The organism is Enterococcus raffinosus (assembly GCF_018917525.1).
In the GTDB taxonomy this organism is placed as follows: Bacteria; Bacillota; Bacilli; order Lactobacillales; family Enterococcaceae; genus Enterococcus_A; species Enterococcus_A raffinosus_A.
Genome location: NZ_JAHLOS010000002.1, coordinates 67,569 through 86,333, shown reverse-complemented (window position 1 = coordinate 86,333; position 18,765 = coordinate 67,569). Strand labels below are relative to the sequence as shown.

Here is an 18,765-nt window from a genome sequence, read left to right as displayed (position 1 = left end):
AACTTAAAAATGAATATTCGATTTGAAGAATAGTGACAATTGATTGAGGAGGGTACTTTTGTGCGGAGATTACTTAAAAATACAACACAACGACGTTTAGCCATCATCGGTGTATTGAGAGATTTGATTGGCTGGCAGAATCCGGAAATGATTGCTGATTTGTTGGAATGCTCGGTAAAAACGATTTTATCCGATGTGGAGGCGATCAATAATCTTTGGGGTGAACATGTTGGGATAGAGTATTCCCGAACAAATGGGTTGAGGTTAAACGATGCCCTTCACAATAAAACACGCCAACTGGCTAGGAATTTGATGGATGAATCTGAGGCCTTTACCTTTTTAGAACGGCTCTTTTTTCGACCGAATGAGGACATGGATTACTGGATCAACGATCTCTACATTAGCGAGGCAACTTTCTATCGAATGATTAAACAGCTTGATAAGGTATTAAATGAAAGAGGATTGGTTCTCGAACGCAGACCATTTAGGGTCACTGCAAAAAAGGAACGTTGGGTACGTGTCTTTTATGTGCAATTGTTTTTAGAGAAGTATGGCGTTAATGAGTGGCCCTTTGATTTAGAGCGGAATAAAATGATTCATTTTATCAAAACGGCCAATCAGTCTTTTGGTATTACCTACAATGATCGTGAGATTCTGGAGAGTAGTTACTTGCTGGCAATTATTATCGTACGAACCTCTCAAGGGTTTCAGCTATCAAATAGTGAGAAGTATGATTTGAATCCAGCGTTGGTTCATCAAATTTTGACCTTACGTCCAGAAGCGGATCGAATTGTTCAAGATACGAGCTATACAGTGACCGAGCACTGGTATTATGATGTGGCGAATAGTTTGTTTTGTCCATGCTTTCTCACACGTTTTGACCCCAGCTGTCAGATTACGTTGGATCATTTAGAAAATTTTTTAGGTGAACTAGAGGGCTCATATAATCTGTCGCTACCAGAAATACGACGGAAAAGTCTCTTGCAAAAATTACTTCAGGTTCAAACAGCCTATCAGGTATGGCCGTATCCAAGATCAATCCTGTTTGATTCGGCAGCGTACTTTTCGCGAAATGCAAAGGTGCAGTACCCACACTTTACTAAGCATGTTCAACAACTATTGCTGAAAATCGAACGAAGGACGGGAGATCCTTGGTTCAGTCAATTTTATTTCTCAGTCGTACAAGTGTTGTTTAAGGAATGGGAGGGTCTTGCTCATTCATTGGACGAGCATGCGGCTAAGGTGAAGATTTTTGTTGTAAGTGATTCTGGAGAGAGTCACGCGAAAATGATTGCTGAACTGATTCAAAGTCGTTTCTATTATCGGGTAGTGATCGAAACTCATGTGGGTTCGGCCTTGGACTTTGAGCACGATGAGAGTTTTATGGATTATGATTTGGTTATTGCGAATTATCCGATCAAAAATTATTCTTATAGTAATTTGAAAATCGTAGATGATTTTTTGACGGAAAGCGATCTGACTTCGATTGGTTCCTATGTAAAAGAAATACGTTAGAAGGCTCTAGTTGAGTCTTCTTTTTTGTACCTAAGGTTTTCATTCCAAAGGAACTAAGCTAAACTGGTACTAACTAAGTTCTTTAAGGAGTAACGAATGGATCCTAAATTTTTAGCAATTGGTATTGTTTTAACAGTAGGTGCTTTCTTTGTAATCCTCGATCTCTTTTCTAAAACCAAATTACGCCAACTTGTTCGTTCTCAGTGGGGGAAGATTCCTCGTCAGACTCGTTTGGATAAAGAGGAAAGTCTGAAGGCGGCTTGGCAGATTGAAAAACAGTTTCATGATTGGGATAGCGAAATCGATGATCTCACCTGGTATGATTTGGATATGCAGGCGATCTTCGAATTGATCAATGGAACTTACTCTAGTATTGGTTCAGAAGCATTATATCAGCGTTTGCGAAATTTTCATTTTAATCAGACAGACGATTTGGAAGAATTGATCCAGTTTTATCAAGAAAATCCCGAAATCAGAGAAAAGATTCAATTCCATTTTGCAAGTCTGGGAAAACATGACAATAATTTTACAAAGCAGTATATCGCAAATGGTAAAAAGGAAAAGCTAGGAAATTTAGGACTGTATGTCCTGCTGGGAGCATTGCCGCTTATTAGTTTGGTTTTGCTTGTCGTGATCGGTCCGATTGGGATTTTTCTATTATTGGGTTCGATCCTGTTTAATGTGATTTTCTATATGACTAAGAAGGCGAAGCTAGAAACTGAATTAGAAAGTATGCGCTATTTAGTTCAATCAATCTCTCTAGCAAATAAATTAGCTACGATCCCTACTCCACGTCAAGCGGAGATTAGGAAGAATAGTATCCCTTTGAAATCAATCGCTAAATGGGGCTTTTCTTTTCGAGTAAAAAGTAACAGTGAGGCAGATATGCTGTTTGAATATTTGAATTTAGCCTTCATGATTCCCTTCATCGCTTATAATTTCGTGATTACTCGGTTGAGTAAGTACAGTCAAGAGGCAATTAATTTATGGAGCGTTTTAGGTGAGATGGAGGTTGCTGCAGCAGTATTAAACTTTCGTACCTATTTTCCAGTAAGCTGTCAGCCGGAATTTGCTGAAGGTGGGATAAAAGCGGAGGATATTTACCATCCGTTGGTTGAATATTCTGTGGTTAATCCTGTTGATTGGCAACGCAATACCTTGGTCACTGGCTCTAATGCTTCTGGTAAATCCACTTATGTCAAGAGTATTGCTATCAGTGCGATCTTATCACAAACAATCAATACGGCAATTGCAGAACAGCTCACGATGCAGCCGGGACACGTGTTGACCTCGATGGCGGTTGAAGATGATATCTTGGCAGGTGACAGCTATTTTGTAGCTGAGATCAAGTCGATCAAGCGATTGCTGAATCAAGTTGAAAAAGGAGCACGCTGCTACTGTTTTATTGATGAGATCTTGAAAGGGACGAATACGATTGAACGGATCGCGGCTTCTTCCAGTGTCGTCACTTGGTTAGCTGATTACCCAAGCTTGAGCTTTGTTGCGACTCATGATATCGAATTAACCGAGATGTTGAAGAAGCACTGCGATAATGTGCATTTTGAAGAAACCGTGACGGAAGATCAAGGGATCACGTTTGATTATGTACTGAAGCAAGGTCCAGCAGTTACACGGAATGCGATTGCTTTACTAAAGGTAATGGATTATCCAGAAAAAATTGTGGATCAGGCTCAGAAAGAGGCACGCTATTTTGATGAGCAGCGGACTTGGCCAATCGTTGGTAGTGATGAGGTGTAGGTAGTTTCGTTTTGAGGAAAGGATCATCCTAAGGCTTGGGATGGTTCTTTTTTATGAAAAATGGGTGAATTTATTAGAACTTTTGAAAAAAAATCTCTATACTAGAATAAGCAATTATTAATGGAAGGACGTGAATGCATGTTAAAAAAATTACTGGCAAATGTCGGTGAATATAAGAAGCAAAGTCTACAGACCCCTTTATTTACAATGGGGGAGGTCTTGATGGATGTGATCATGCCCTTGATTATGGCAGGGCTGATTGACAATGGGATTGAAAAAAGCGATACAAATTCGATTTTACGTTATGGAGGCTTGCTCTTTTTGTGTGCCTTGTTTGCATTAGCGATGGGGACGTTAGGTGGTCGGACGGCTGCAATCGCTTCAGCGGGTTTTGCTAAGAATTTACGCCATAATTTATTTGAACGAATCCAAAGCTTTTCTTTCTCCAACATTGATCGTTTTTCGAGTTCGAGCTTAATTACTCGCTTGACGACAGATACAACAAATGTTCAGAACGCTTATCAAATGGTGATTCGAATATTGGTTCGCTCACCACTGATCCTGATTTTTTCTTTAGTGATGACGTTTCATATTAATCGGGAGCTATCAATGATTTATTTAGTGATTGTGCCAATCATGATTATTGGTTTGGGTTTGATTATTCGTTTTGCTCATCCGTTGTTTGAAAAGGTTTTTCGGACGTACGACCGTTTGAACAATGTCGTTCATGAAAACCTGCAAGGAATCCGCGTAGTGAAATCCTACGTTCGTGAAGAGCACGAAGAAGAAAAATTCAGTCGTGTTTCACAAATGGTGTTTGATAATTTTACCAAGGCCCAACGAATCGTAGCCTTCAATATGCCGCTTTTACAAGTAGCGGTTTACACGTGTATGTTATTGCTTTCTTGGTTGGGTGCTGAATTGATTGTGAATAAAGGGAATCTGTCCACAGGTGAATTAGTCAGCATGTTCAATTACACGATGCAGATTTTGATGAGCTTAATGATGATGTCTATGACCTTTGTCCAATTGATGATCGCTCGGACCTCTGCTGAACGGATCACTGAAGTGTTGGATGAAGAAAGTGATCTGAAGAATGGTGATAATCCATTGATGGAAGTTCCAGATGGCTCAGTGGAATTCACCAATGTCTGCTTCAGCTACAAGGATGACATGGACAAACTCGTTCTAGAAAATATTGATTTAAGAATCGCATCTGGCGAAGTAATCGGGATCGTCGGTGGAACCGGGAGCTCGAAGTCCAGTCTCGTCCAGCTGATCCCCCGATTGTATGATGTGACCCATGGGCAGGTCAAAGTCGGTGGACATGATGTGCGAAGCTATGACTTGGAGACTTTACGAGATCAGGTCGGGATGGTTCTACAAAACAATGTGTTGTTCAGCGGGACAATTACCGATAATTTACGCTGGGGTAACGCCGATGCAACGGAAGAGGATGTCATTCATGCAGCGAAGATCGCTCAGGCTGATTCCTTTATCCAAGAGTTTCCTAATAAATATGACACGATGATTTCTGAAGGCGGAAATAATGTTTCTGGTGGACAAAAGCAACGTTTGACCATTGCTCGTGCGTTATTGAAGAAGCCGAAGATTTTAATCTTGGATGATTCTACCAGCGCAGTAGATACGAAAACGGATCGCGCGATTCGTGAAGGTCTAGCGAAGGAAATTCCTGGAACGACAACCTTCATTATTTCCCAACGGGTCAGCTCAATTCAGGATGCGGATCGGATCATTGTCTTGGATGACGGAAAAATCAATGGAATCGGGACCCATGATGAATTGCTGGCGAGCAATGTCATCTATCAAGAAGTCTTTGATTCTCAACAGAAAGGATTTGGTGAACATGATGAATAAAGGAACCGCAGCCAAATCCAGCCCAATCAAAACCATCAAACGCTTACTAAAGATCATGGCAAAAGAACATAAAGCTCAATTGATCATTGTCTTTTTCATGATTCTGATCAGCGCCTTTGCTAATGTACGAGGCTCACTGTTCTTACAGGTTGTGATCGATGATTATATCACTCCGCTGATCGGTCAAAGCAATCCGAATTTTACAGGTTTGCTAAAGGCCATCATGACTATGGCTTTGATCTATGTGGTAGGGATTGCCGGAACTTTGTCTTACAACTTAATCATGGTAAAAGTATCTGAGAGTACACAGAAAAAAATCCGCCATCAGATGTTTACTCATTTAGAAACATTGCCGTTACGTTATTTTGATTCAAATGCCGATGGCGATATCATGAGTCATTTTACTAATGACACAGATACTTTGCGGCAAATGATTTCACAGAGTATTCCTAACCTGATGATGGCTTTAGTTACTTTTGTTTCGGTGTTTATCGCCATGTTTTCATTAAGTGTACCCTTGACCTGCTTTGTGATTTTCTCAGTCTCTTTGATGTTCGTGATGCTGCGCTTCATCACCAACCGCAGTGGCCGTTATTTTGGTGAGCAACAGCGTTCACTTGGTAAGGTCAACGGCTATATCGAAGAGATGATGCACGGCCAAAAAGTCGTGAAGGTTTTCAACCATGAAGAGACAGCGATAAAGGAATTTGATGTGATCAATGATCAATTGCAGGAAAGTGCCACGAAGGCCAATGCGACAGCGAATACCTTGATGCCGATTATGATGAATCTTTTGAACATCCAATATGTGCTCGTGGCGATTATTGGCGGATTATTCGCAGTTTATGGTGTTTCCGCATTGACTGTCGGGATGATCGCTTCCTTCTTGCAGTTGAGTCGTTCACTCAACGGCCCGATCAGTCAAATTTCTCAACAAATCAATTTTGTAATTATGGCGCTGGCAGGGGCTGACCGAATCTTCCAATTATTGGATGAAGAATCGGAAGTTGATGACGGCTATGTGACGCTGGTAAATGTAAAGGAAGTTCACGGTGAATTGATCGAGACGAAAGAACGGACTGGAATCTGGGCTTGGAAACATCCTCATGAGGATGGAACGACTTCTTACGTTCGTTTAACCGGGGATGTCCGCTTTGAGGATGTTAATTTTGGCTACAATGACGATCAACTTGTACTGCATGATATCAATCTATATGCAGAGCCAGGACAAAAAGTCGCCTTTGTGGGTGCGACGGGTGCCGGCAAGACGACCATTACCAATCTGATCAATCGCTTTTATGATATTCAAGAAGGCAAGATTCGTTATGATGGTGTCAACGTTAAAAAAATCAAAAAGAATTCTTTGCGTTCCTCTTTGGGAATCGTTTTGCAGGATACCCACTTATTTACTGGAACAGTCAAAGAAAATATTCGGTATGGTAATTTAAGCGCAACAGATGAAGAAGTTTATCAAGCGGCCAAATTATCAAATGCAGATACCTTCATCCAGCATTTACCCGAAAAATACGATACGGTGATTACTGGCGATGGAGAAGGTTTATCGCAAGGTCAGCGGCAATTGCTGGCTATCGCTCGAGCGGCGATCGCTGATCCACCGGTGATGATTATGGACGAGGCTACCTCCAGTATTGATACCCGGACAGAAAGTATCGTTCAGTCAGGAATGGACCGCTTGATGGAAGGTCGGACGGTGTTTGTAATCGCCCATCGTTTATCCACGATTCAAAACTCTGATGTCATTATGGTGATGGATCATGGCCGGATCATTGAGCGGGGGAATCATGAAAGTCTCCTAGCTGAAGGCGGCATGTACTATCAGTTGTATACCGGAAAAGTCGAATTGGATTAAATCTACAGACGTGTCTTGCATAAAGAGAGATACGTCTTTTTTTATTGGGGGACTCTCTGTCCCTAGAAAAGAAATACTTGAAATGATTTAGTTGGAACAATTGAAAGATAATCGTTACAATAAACTAAAGATTTCGAGAAAGGAAGTGCTGTTATGGCGATGAAGGTTTTGCGATTGGATGTATCCGATTTATCGGAGGTTAAGGAATTGATCAAAAAAGTATTCATGAGGTTTGAAGCGCCAGACTATTCCGATGAAGGGGTGGCTAATTTTATGACGTACTTGGATGAAGAGTTGGAAAAAGAACTCGTAATCGAACAGTTACAGCTTTGGGGCACAAAGATCGATCAGCAGCTTGTCGGGGTTCTAGCGATTCGTTCGGTTAAGCATGTGGCGTTGCTCTTTGTGGACGAAGCCTATCATCGTCAAGGGATCGCCAAGAAAATGTATCAGGCGATGCTGGCAGAACTTTCACCGAAACAACTGACTGTAAATTCTTCTCCCTATGCAGTCCCAGCCTACAAACGATTAGGCTTTCGACTTAATGGCGAAGAGGAGACGGTCACAGGGATTCGTTTTCAACCAATGATTTCTATTAGAGAGGATGTATAAGGATGAAACGTTTTGCAATGAAGGATTATGGAAAAGCAAAAGAGGTATTGATCGAAATCGAGGCAGAACCACGTCCGATGGATGAAACGCATGTCCGAGTGGAATTGGCAGCTTTCGCAATTAACCCGTATGATGTGGCATTGCGACAAGGCGCGATGCGTGATTTTCGGACGCTGAATTTTCCCTATGTCTTAGGAAATGATGGTGCGGGAATCGTGACTGAGGTCGGTAGTGAGGTCAGTCATCTTAAAGTTGGGGATGAGGTAATTGTTCATGCAGTCGGAGGCACCTATGGAGAAGAAGTGGTTGTGCCTGGGAAAAAGGTCGTTAAAAAGCCTAATTCTATGTCATGGGAAGTTGCAGCTGGGGCGGTAACTCCTTGGTTGACTGCTTATAACTTAGTAACTCACTTATTGGGAGATAAAATTGGTGAGACGGTGATGGTACAGGGAGCTTCAGGCGCTGTGGGTTCATTGCTAGTTCAATTCTTAAAGGAACAAGAAAAAAAGGTCCTCGCCTCTGCCTCTAAACGAAATGAAGCGTTGGTTCGCAGTTTAGGTGCTGATGATTTCGTTGCTTATGATGATACGGATGCCGGAGAAGTTTTTACAGATCGGGCCGATACGGTGATCGATGCGACAAAAGGCGGACGAGTAGGTGAAGCGGGCATGAAAATCATGAAAGCCGGTGGTAATTTCGTAGCATTGAATGAGTTGCCTAGCGAGCAAAAGAAGGTGGGGAATTATTTGTCTTTCGGGCCATCTAAAGAGTATTCTGATCACGAGGCATTAACAGCATTCACAGAGCTTTCTGATAAAGTCCAGTTGAAAATTGCGGAAGTGCTGCCGTTTACCTTAGCAAGTGTTGTTTCTGCTCATGAGAAGCTGGAAGGGCACCCGTCAGCTGGAAAAATCATTATAAAAAAGGTGGACTAATATGGATCAGCAGAAGTGGTTATTAGTAAAAGCGAATTTTGAAGGAACAGAGGATTTGGCAGATGGGTATTACCGTTTAAGAGAAATTGAAGACGGCTATCAATTGGCGTATTTGGTGGCTGGACCTTGTGGTGATAAAAATCCGCATCCCGAGATTACGTTGCTACAAGAAGGAAATCAGGTTCGACCAATTCGGCTGAGAGATGTAGAAACGACTCCAATTTTGAACCTATCAGAAAAAGAAGATTCCAACATGGTTGAGGAGCTGACAGACCAGCTTTTAAATCGCTTTATCAAGATAAAGAAACTTAGTCTTTAAGCATTTCTTTAGCTTTTCATAGGTGAAAAGGGATACAATTATGACAAATTGTAAGGAATGTCAAAAAAGGTGATTTCAGAGACTCACTAGAATTGAAATTAGCCGAAATTCCATGCTACATTAGTTCAGCGAGAAAAAATAGTAGGTGAAATCAATGAAAGTTATTCAATCTCTTAAACACACATGGAGTCTGTTCATATTAGATTGGCGTCGCGTTTTCAAAAACCCGATCGCCATTTTTCTGATGGCTGCATTAGTCATCATTCCATCCCTTTACGCTTGGTTTAATATCAAAGCTTTGTGGGATCCTTATTCTAACACAGGGGAATTGCCGATTGCGGTCTACAGTGCCGATACCGGAGCAAAATTCCAAGACAAGGACGTCGAAATCGGGGACGAGGTTATCAAGAACCTGCATGAGAATAAACAGCTCGGCTGGCGTTTCGTTGACTCGAAGAAACAAGTTGTCGACGGTGTTAAATCAGGAAAGTATTATGCAGGAATCTACTTGCCAAAAGAATTTTCAAAGGATTTATTGAGTTTCACTTCTGGTGATATTCAAAAACCGAAAATCGAATATTATTTGAACCAGAAAATCAATGCGATCGCACCGAAAATCACTGATAAAGGTGCCGGTTCAATACAAACAGAGATCAGTCAAGAATTCATTAAGACGGCTAGTTCAACCTTACTGAAGGTTTTTAACGAGATCGGCTATGATATTGATGCGAATCTTGTTAGTATTAACAAGGTCAAAAATTTGATTTTGACGACCAACGACAATTTAGGCGAGATCGACAAGTACACGCAAGAAGTTGTCGAAGTGCAAGGAAAATTGCCGGAGCTGAAAGAAAAATTAGCGAAGGCAAACGAAATCGAAACCTATGTACCGCAAGTCGATGAGCTAGGCCAGAAATTGATCACCTTGAATCAAAAAATGCCGGAAATCAAACGACAAGCCAGTGTCATCTTGACGCTACAACAGAAAATCCCGGAAATCCAACAAGCTGGAAATCAGTTGGCACAAGTTGATAATGACTTCGCTGAAATCGAAAAAACCATGAATGATGGGATTAACGAAGCAAAACAAGGTTTAAATATTATTCATCAAGTTCAAACGATCTTGCCAGATATTCAAAAGTTAGGGAATCAGGCAGATGACTTTGCCACAACGACCAAAAATGGTGCGGAACAATTGAAATCAGCTGTACCAAGTATTTCCAGCAGTGTGCAAGTGACGTTGCAGGCGATTGGACAGGTGGCGGAGACGACTGATTCTTTAGCGAGTTCGATTAAGACTGCCGTGGCAGATAACAAATTAACTCCTGAAGAAAGAGCTACCTTAAGTAACGTAATTAATAACTTCATTCAAGGAAATAAAGACCAACAAGCAGGAATAGAATCAGTATCCCAATTAATACAAAATATGAAAGATCTGGCAGATAAAAATGGAGATGCTAACGCTAGCCAAAAGCTATCGGCTATTTTACAATCACTATCTGATGCAAGTAACGCTTTAAACATCTTAAATGAACGTTTAACCACTTTGGATGATTTAGTAAAAAATGGTAGTGCAGAAGATGTTGAAAAATTTCTAACAGATGTTCAAGATGCAGCCAATAGTGTTTCTTCTACTATCGGAAGCATTGACCCACAACAAATTAGTCAAACAGTCAGCACAATCCTTGATAAGCTAATCAATACAATTACTACAGCGCAAGGTGTGTTGAATCAAGCGCAGCAAATTGATTTTGCGTCATTATTGAATTCGACGGAAGGCACCGTCAGCAATGCGATCACCTTCTTAGAAAAATATCAAAAACAAATGCCGGCGATCGGCCAAGAAGTTCATGATGCGAACGTTCTATTGAACGGTCATATGAATGATATCGTCAATGGGATAAATACTGGTGCAGATCTCTACAACAATGAACTGCCTGTAGTCGAACAAAAATTAGGTTTAGCAGCAAACTTTATGCAAAATGATTGGCCTGGTGTGAAAAAAGATTTGACCAGCAGTTTGAAGCTGGCAAATGATAAAATGCCAGAGGTTGAACAGGCTTTAAATCTTGCAACGGATCTGATCAAAAATGATTATCCATCCTTGCGAGCAGGGATTCAAAAAGCAGCGAATGCCATCCAACAAGGCGATCAGACGATTGACTTCGGTCAGGTCTTGAAGCTATTGAAGTTGGATGCGCAAAAGGAAAGTGACTTCTTCACGACTCCGGTAGATTTACAGACGAATACAATGTACCCAATCGCTAATAACGGTTCAGCTAGCACACCATTCTATACGGCTTTGTGTTTGTGGGTCGGTGCGGTACTATTCTCTAGTGTTACTACCACTGAGTTTTTCTTAGACAAAAAAGATCGCGGCAAATACACGAAACGTGAACAATTTGGTGCTCGGATGTTGACTTATTTAGTCGTAAGTGTCGGTCAAGCCTTGATTGTTACATTAGGAAATATGTTCTTATTAGGTGTGTATGTGAAGAATCCAGTTTACAGTGTACTCTTTGCTGTTTTAGTTGCTCTAGCCTTCATGATGATCGTGTACGTGTTGGTTGCGCTCTTTGGAACAGTCGGGAAAGGAATTGCGATTATTATTCTCGTACTCTCCATTTCCGGCGGGGGCGGGAACTATCCGATCCAAGTATCTGGGAAGTTCTTCCAAGCGGTCAATCCATGGCTGCCATTCACCCATGCTGTTAATTTGTTGCGTGAGAGTGCTGGCGGAATCTATTGGCCGAATGCGTCAGGCGATATCATAATCATGATTGTTCTGTTTGTGGTATTCGGTATATTAGGAACGTGGGCATATCCACTCTTGCAGCCTCATTTGACGAAGTTGACAAAAGTGGCTCATGAAAGTAAAATATTCCACTAAAAATCGACAGGTAAGACAACAGCGTATTGCTGTTGTTTTGCCTGTTTTCGTGTTTTACTAAATGTATGAAAAGTCATTGAAAAAAGCATTGACTTTTAGATTAATGACGAGTAATATTTCGCTTGTTTGCTTTTTTTTAGAAGAATTTTTATTGATAGAAATAATAATTTACAGTGTAAAAACAAACATACTTTTCTGCAAAGAAAATAAGTACATTATTTGGAACAAGGAGTGAGTCTAGTGGATTATCTTAAACGCTTGCTGGTTGGTCGACCGTTGAAGTCGTCTGAAAATGATGATCAAAATTTATCACGTTTCGCTGCTTTAGCGATGCTTTCATCAGATGCGTTATCTTCTGTTGCGTATGGGACAGAACAGATCGTCGTCGTTTTGGTAACCTTGTCAGCAGCAGCGATTTGGTATTCATTGCCGATTGCATTTGTCGTATTAATTTTATTGGCTTCATTGATTTTATCTTATCGTCAAATTATTCATGCCTATCCTCATGGAGGTGGCGCTTATGTCGTTAGTAGTGAGAATTTGGGGAAGAATGCCGGCTTAATCGCTGGAGGCTCGCTTCTGGTGGATTATATGCTGACTGTTGCTGTATCTGTTTCAGCGGGTGCTGAAGCTATCGCCTCTGCGATTCCTGCTTTGTATCATCATCGCGTCCTGATTTCTGTCATTATTGTTTTATTATTGATGCTGATGAACTTGCGTGGGTTACGTGAGAGTGCGGGGTTACTGATGGTACCCGTTTACAGCTTTATCGCGGTGATAACGATTTTGATCATTGTGGGATTAGTAAAAATCGTTTCTGGAGCAGCACCGCTTCATTCTACGGCTCAAGTTGGAGCGGTTGTTCCGGGAATCTCGATTGCGCTATTGCTGCGAGCTTTCTCTTCAGGCTCCTCTTCATTAACCGGGGTAGAAGCGATTAGCAATGCGGTACCATTCTTTAAAAAACCGCGTGCCAAAAATGCAGCAGGAACATTAGCTATGATGGGCTTGATTCTAGGCTTCTTCTTTACTGGAATTACCTTTTTGAACTATTGGTTTGGCATTGTTCCTACTGCTGAAGTAACAGTCTTATCACAAGTGGGTGAAGCTGTTTTTGGTAAAGGGATCATGTATTACCTACTGCAATTCGTGACAGCCTTGATTTTAGCTGTAGCAGCCAACACAGGCTTCTCAGCCTTTCCTGTCTTAGCCTATAATTTGGCGAAGGATAAATTCCTGCCCCATCGTTATCAAGACCGTGGGGATCGTCTTGGGTACTCTAATGGGATTATTACATTAGCTTTAGGTTCGATTGTGCTGCTGTTGATTTTTCAGGGTTCAACAGAACGTTTAATTCCTTTGTATTCAGTCGGAGTGTTCATTCCATTTACCTTGTCGCAAACTGGGATGGTTCTGAAATGGCGCAAAGAAGGCCAACATTGGTTTAGAAAATCGATTGCCAATATCATTGGGGCTTTGATTTCCTTTGCGATCGTCTTGATTTTATTCGTTTATCGGTTGCCGGATATTTGGCCCTTCTTCATCATTATGCCAATTCTGATCTATGCCTTTTATAAAGTGCATGAGCATTATAAAAACGTGGCGGAACAATTGCGTCTGGTTGATGATGTGGAGCTACACGAATACGCGGGCAATACTGTTATCGTACTCGTTGGAAATGTGACGCAAGTAAATATCGGCGCGATTAACTATGCGCGCTCGATTGGCGAATACGTGATTGCGATGCACGTTTCATTGGAGGAAAACGAAGAGAAAGAGCGCGAGATTCGCCATGAGTTTCGTGAGAAGTTCCCGGATGTTCGTTTCTCAGTCGTTCGTTCGCCGTATCGCTCGATTGTAAATCCAGTAAGCCGTTACGTGGACCGAGTAAGTAAAAACGCGAAGGAACATAATTATACGACGACTGTCTTGATTCCAGAGTTTGTTCCAAACAGAACATGGAAGCGTTCGTTGCATAACCAAACGGCTTTGCGTTTGCGCTTTAGATTATCCTATCGTGACGATATCATTATCAGTACGTACAACTATCATTTGAAGAAATAATTTTAAGAGTGTGCCGTTATCTGGTACACTCTTTTCTATTTCTAAAAAAAGTTCAAAAAATAGAAAGGATAAAACGTATTCATCTTTTTTTTGAGCAAAAAGGGTTGCTTTTAATTCCTATTAGAGGTAATATCAAACAGCATTAATTACTAACACTATTAGGTATTAATGAAACGGAAGTTATTTTTTGGAAGAAGGAGGAGTCTGATGACATACGCAGAAGAGGCAGAACGTGAACTGATGCAACTGATGTTTCAGAATCGTCATGGTGCATTTAGCAGGATTGAGAAGAGCAGCAAGGGTGCCAATATCGTCATTAAATTGCTGGATCGAATAGGTGAGCCGACCAACCCGAAATATTTGGCTGATACCTTAAATCTATCCACTGCTCGGATCGCTGCTGTGCTAGGAAATCTGGAAAAACGCGGACTGATCAGTCGCACAATGGACCCTGATGATCGACGCCGAATCAACGTCAGTTTAACAGAAAGCGGAAGAAAAGTAGCCCAAGCTGAAAAGCTGGAGATGCGGAATAAAATTATTCGAGTATTTGAGCTTATGGGAGAAGCAGATACTAAAAAGTATCTTGAGTTGACTGCCAAATTTGTCGACTACTCTCAAAAATTAACCATGGAAGGGGAAAGTGATCAATAGTGAAGATTTTTAAATATCTTGGTAAATACTGGTATGCAATCATTGCCGTATTCTTACTTTTAATCGTGCAGGCATCGAGTGATCTGAGCTTGCCAAGTTTAACTTCAGATATCGTTGATATCGGTATTCAACAAGGAGGACTTGAACAGTCAACGCCAGACAAAATTAGAAAATCAACGCTTCAGGGAATCGAGATTTTCATGACCGATAAAGAGAAGCAAACAATCAAGGATAATTATAAAGAAGCAACTCAAACCATTGATGGTAAAAAAGTTGATATTTACAAATTAGATCTGCAAGACGGTATGACAAAAGATAAGTTAGCAGATATCTTTAATTTGCCGATGATGATGATTGCTTCCACTCGTTCAAAGGATTCAAGTAACGCCAAAGAAGCTAAAGAAGTTATCAATGACTATACAGCTATCTCAAAGGATGCTGCTCAAGCACAGGCTTTGGGACAAGAGGCGAAAACCCTTGGTGAACAAGCTCAAGCTGCTGGCAAAGAAGCTGCCGCAGCTACCGACGGTGCAGCGGCGGCTGCTAAAGGTGCGGAGGCTCAGAAATTAGCTGCTGAAGCCCAAGCGAAAGGTGCAGAAGCTCAAAAACTTGGTGACTCCATCAAAGCTAAGAACGATGCAATGCCGGCGAAAGTCGAAGCAGCACGTAAAGCAACCAAAGAAAGCTTAGGCGATGTCGGTGAAGACTCATTGAAAACAGTGGGAATTCAATTGACTTTAGCGGAATACAAAGCATTAGATGTAAATACAGGGAAAATCCAAACGGACTATATGATTAAGACAGGCGCGAAAATGCTTGGTTTGACTTTGGTATCCGCTGTTGCGGCAATCATTGTTGGATTAATTGCTTCCTTAGTTGCTGCGACTGTTGGTAAAAACCTGCGAGTTGGACAATACGAACGAACATTGGAATTTTCGAACAACGAAATGGAAAAATTCTCACCTGCTTCGTTGATTACTCGAAATACCAACGATATTCAACAAATTCAAATGGGTATCGTCATGATTATGCGAATCGTTTTATATGCGCCGATCCTTGGTATCGGTGGTGTCTACAGAGTTTATAAGACCGGAACAGGCATGGGCTGGATCGTCGGCGTAGCAGTAGCCGCCGTTTTAGTATTAGTCTTGACTCTACTACTTACAACGATGCCTAAATTTAAGGCTCTGCAAAACTTAGTTGACCGGGTAAACTTGGTTTCCCGTGAAATTATTACTGGGTTGCCAGTTATTCGCGCGTTCTCTCGTGAAAAATATGAAGAAGAGCGCTTTGATGTTGCCAATACGAATTTGATGAAGACGCAAATGTTCGTTAACCGTGCAATGTCATTGATGATGCCTATCATGATGCTGTTGATGAATGGTATCTCCGTCTTGATCGTATGGGTCGGCGGACACAATATGGATAATGGTCAATTACAAGTCGGAGATATGATGGCGTTCATCACGTATACCATGCAAATCGTTATGGCCTTCATGATGTTGTCAATGGTATCGATTATTTTACCTCGTGCCAATGTCGCTGCTGGTCGTGTGGATGAAGTGTTGAATACAGAGCCAACGATCAAAGATCCAGAACATCCAAAAGACGATCATGACTTCAAAGGCGAAGTGAAATTTGAGGGTGTCGAATTCCGTTATGGCGATGCTGACGCGGATGTTTTGCATCATATTAATTTCACTGCCAAACCGGGTGAGACGACCGCTTTGATCGGTTCGACAGGTTCAGGAAAATCAACGATCGTTAATTTGATTCCGCGCTTGTTTGATGTGACGGGTGGACGTATCACGATTGACGGCATCGACATACGTGAGATGAGCATGCATAAACTGCATGAGATCATGGGCTTTGTACCGCAAAAAGGCGTGCTGTTCTCTGGTGATATTGCTTCGAATATCAAATTTGGCGATGCAAACATTTCAGATGAACAAATGAAAAAGGCAGCAGAGATTGCTCAAGCAGATGAATTCATTAATTCAAATGAAAAAGGCTTTGAGCGGGCGATTTCTCAAGGAGGAACCAATGTTTCTGGTGGACAAAAACAACGGTTATCCATTGCTCGAGCATTAGCGAAGAATCCGAAAATTTTGATCTTCGATGACTCCTTCTCAGCCCTTGATAATAAAACAGATGTTGCGTTGCGCAAAGCATTAGCTGAAAATGTCAAGGATGTGACACAAATCATCGTGGCCCAAAAAATATCAACGATCCTGCATGCAGATAACATCATTGTATTGGATGAAGGTCGTGTGGTAGCGCAAGGTCGTCATGAAGAATTGATGGAATCATCAGCTGTCTATCAAGAAATTGCTCAGTCACAATTAAGCAATGCTGAATTAGGCATAGAAGAAGCGGATTAAGGAGGAGCGAAAAGAATGGCAGAACAAAAACAAAATCGCCCTCGTGGTGGCGGACCTGGCCGGGGAATGAGTGCGCCAGTTGAAAAAGCGAAAGATTTCAAAGGTACGATCAAAAAATTGGTTTCGTATCTTGGCGCTTATAAAGTCGCCGTTTTCTTAGTAATGATCTTTGCGGCAGCTTCAACGATCTTCAATATTTGGGGACCAAAGATCCTATCAAAGGCGATCACTGAATTATTTAATGGCTTGATCAAGAAGTATCAGGGAACTGGTGATATCAACTTCGACAAAATCGGTGGTATCCTACTCTTCATGTTAGGTCTGTACGTAGTAGCTGCACTATTTGGGATCGTTCAAGGTTGGATCATGTCGACGATTTCTCAAAAAATTACTTATCGGATGCGGAAAGAGATATCTGAAAAAATCGATCGCATGCCAATGAATTACTTTGAAAGTCGCACGACCGGTGAGGTTTTATCACGGATCACGAATGACGTGGACACGTTAGGGCAATCCTTGAACCAAAGTTTAACGCAATTGATTACTTCGACCTTTACCATTATCGGAGTTATCGTGATGATGCTTTCGATCTCAGTGAAGATGACCGGTATCGCGATCCTGATCGTGCCGATCTCACTGCTGTTGATTATGGTTGTCGTGAAAAATTCGCAAAAATATTTCAAGACGCAACAAGAATATCTTGGTGTGATCAATGGTAAAGTTGAGGAAACAATCGGTGGGTACACCATCGTTCGTTTGTTCAACGAAGAGGAAAACTCATTAAACGAATTTAAAGAACAAAATGATGTGCTCTTCAAATCAGCATGGAAATCACAATTTCTTTCTGGTTTGATGCAGCCGATCATGAACTTTGTCGGCAACTTAGGATATGTTGGTGTGGCAATTGCCGGCGGTGTGATGGCTTATAACGGTACGATCACTGTCGGAGATATTCAAGCGTTTATCCAATACGTACGTAACTTGACGCAACCAATCGCGCAATTAGCCCAAGTGTCAAATATGCTACAATCAATGGCGGCAGCGGCAGAACGAGTTTTTGAATTCTTAGCAGAAGACGAAGAAGATCAAATGGCTGAAAATCCTGTCCAAATTGATAAGGCAAAAGGGATGGTTGATTTCGATCACGTTCGATTTGGCTATACACCGGATAAGATCGTTATTCAAGACTTTACTTCGCATGTTGAATCTGGTCAGACAGTTGCAATTGTTGGACCGACGGGTGCTGGTAAAACGACGATGGTTAAATTGTTGATGCGTTTCTATGATGTCAACTCTGGTGCAATCAAGATTGATGGTCACAATATCAAAGACTTCAATCGGGCAGATCTGCGCAAGAATATCGGAATGGTCTTGCAGGATACGTGGTTGTTCAAAGGATCAATCATGGACAACTTGCGGTATGGTCGCTTAGATGCTACAGATGAGGAAGTTTACGCAGCAGCCAAAGCTGCTCACGTGGATCACTTTATCAAAACATTGCCTGGCGGCTATGACATGGAGCTGAATGAAGAATCTTCGAATATTTCACAAGGTCAAAAGCAATTGCTGACGATCGCGCGGGCGATCTTAGCAGACAAACCGATCTTGATCTTAGACGAAGCGACTTCCTCCGTTGATACGCGGACAGAAGGATTGATTCAAGAAGCGATGAACAACCTAATGAAGGGCCGGACGTCGTTTGTTATCGCCCATCGTCTATCAACGATCAAGGATGCAGATAAGATTCTTTATATGCAAGGCGGAGATATCAAAGAACAAGGAAGTCATGAAGAACTCTTGGCTCAAAACGGACTTTATGCTGCATTGTACAACTCGCAATTTGAAGAATTATCAGAATAAAGCAAAGACCAATCATCCGAATAAATGGA

12 protein-coding genes are annotated in these 18,765 nt (G+C 41.5%); all 12 read left to right on the top strand.

Annotated elements, in window-relative coordinates; genetic code table 11:
• Positions 1-60: 60 nt before the first annotated feature.
• The gene (locus KQI58_RS02060; protein ID WP_216406056.1) at positions 61-1,515 is read left to right on the top strand and encodes a helix-turn-helix domain-containing protein; all 1,455 of its coding nucleotides are present in this window, start codon (positions 61-63) and stop codon (positions 1,513-1,515) included.
• Between the two features lie 96 nt (positions 1,516-1,611).
• Positions 1,612-3,273 (top strand): MutS-related protein, encoded by a 1,662-nt coding sequence (locus KQI58_RS02055; protein ID WP_216406054.1) that lies wholly within the window; start codon positions 1,612-1,614, stop codon positions 3,271-3,273.
• A 138-nt stretch (positions 3,274-3,411) separates the two neighbouring features.
• The gene (locus KQI58_RS02050) at positions 3,412-5,151 is read left to right on the top strand and encodes an ABC transporter ATP-binding protein (protein WP_216406052.1); all 1,740 of its coding nucleotides are present in this window, start codon (positions 3,412-3,414) and stop codon (positions 5,149-5,151) included.
• Positions 5,141-7,021, top strand: a complete 1,881-nt coding sequence (locus KQI58_RS02045; protein ID WP_216406050.1) for an ABC transporter ATP-binding protein — start codon at positions 5,141-5,143, stop codon at positions 7,019-7,021. The genes KQI58_RS02050 and KQI58_RS02045 overlap by 11 nt, the downstream gene beginning before the upstream one ends.
• 153 nt (positions 7,022-7,174) lie before the next feature.
• On the top strand, positions 7,175-7,633 hold the full coding sequence (locus KQI58_RS02040) for a GNAT family N-acetyltransferase (protein WP_216406048.1): 459 nt from the start codon (positions 7,175-7,177) through the stop codon (positions 7,631-7,633).
• 2 nt (positions 7,634-7,635) lie between these two features.
• Positions 7,636-8,568: an NADP-dependent oxidoreductase gene (locus KQI58_RS02035; protein WP_216406046.1), complete on the top strand. Its 933-nt coding sequence runs from the start codon at positions 7,636-7,638 to the stop codon at positions 8,566-8,568.
• A 1-nt stretch (position 8,569) separates the two neighbouring features.
• Positions 8,570-8,887 (top strand): hypothetical protein, encoded by a 318-nt coding sequence (locus tag KQI58_RS02030; protein ID WP_216406044.1) that lies wholly within the window; start codon positions 8,570-8,572, stop codon positions 8,885-8,887.
• A 163-nt stretch (positions 8,888-9,050) separates the two neighbouring features.
• A complete protein-coding gene (locus KQI58_RS02025; RefSeq protein WP_216406369.1) occupies positions 9,051-11,777 on the top strand; it encodes a YhgE/Pip family protein in 2,727 nt (908 codons plus the stop codon).
• A gap of 240 nt (positions 11,778-12,017) precedes the next feature.
• Complete coding sequence (locus KQI58_RS02020; protein WP_216406043.1) at positions 12,018-13,841, top strand: APC family permease; 1,824 nt, start codon at positions 12,018-12,020, stop codon at positions 13,839-13,841.
• 207 nt (positions 13,842-14,048) lie between these two features.
• Positions 14,049-14,495, top strand: a complete 447-nt coding sequence (locus KQI58_RS02015) for a MarR family winged helix-turn-helix transcriptional regulator (protein ID WP_216406041.1) — start codon at positions 14,049-14,051, stop codon at positions 14,493-14,495.
• Entirely contained in the window at positions 14,495-16,876 is a 2,382-nt protein-coding gene (locus KQI58_RS02010; protein ID WP_216406039.1) for an ABC transporter ATP-binding protein, read from the top strand. Before KQI58_RS02015 ends, KQI58_RS02010 begins: the two co-directional genes overlap by 1 nt.
• Before the next feature lie 15 nt (positions 16,877-16,891).
• Positions 16,892-18,736, top strand: a complete 1,845-nt coding sequence (locus tag KQI58_RS02005) for an ABC transporter ATP-binding protein (RefSeq protein WP_216406037.1) — start codon at positions 16,892-16,894, stop codon at positions 18,734-18,736.
• Positions 18,737-18,765 lie beyond the last annotated feature (29 nt).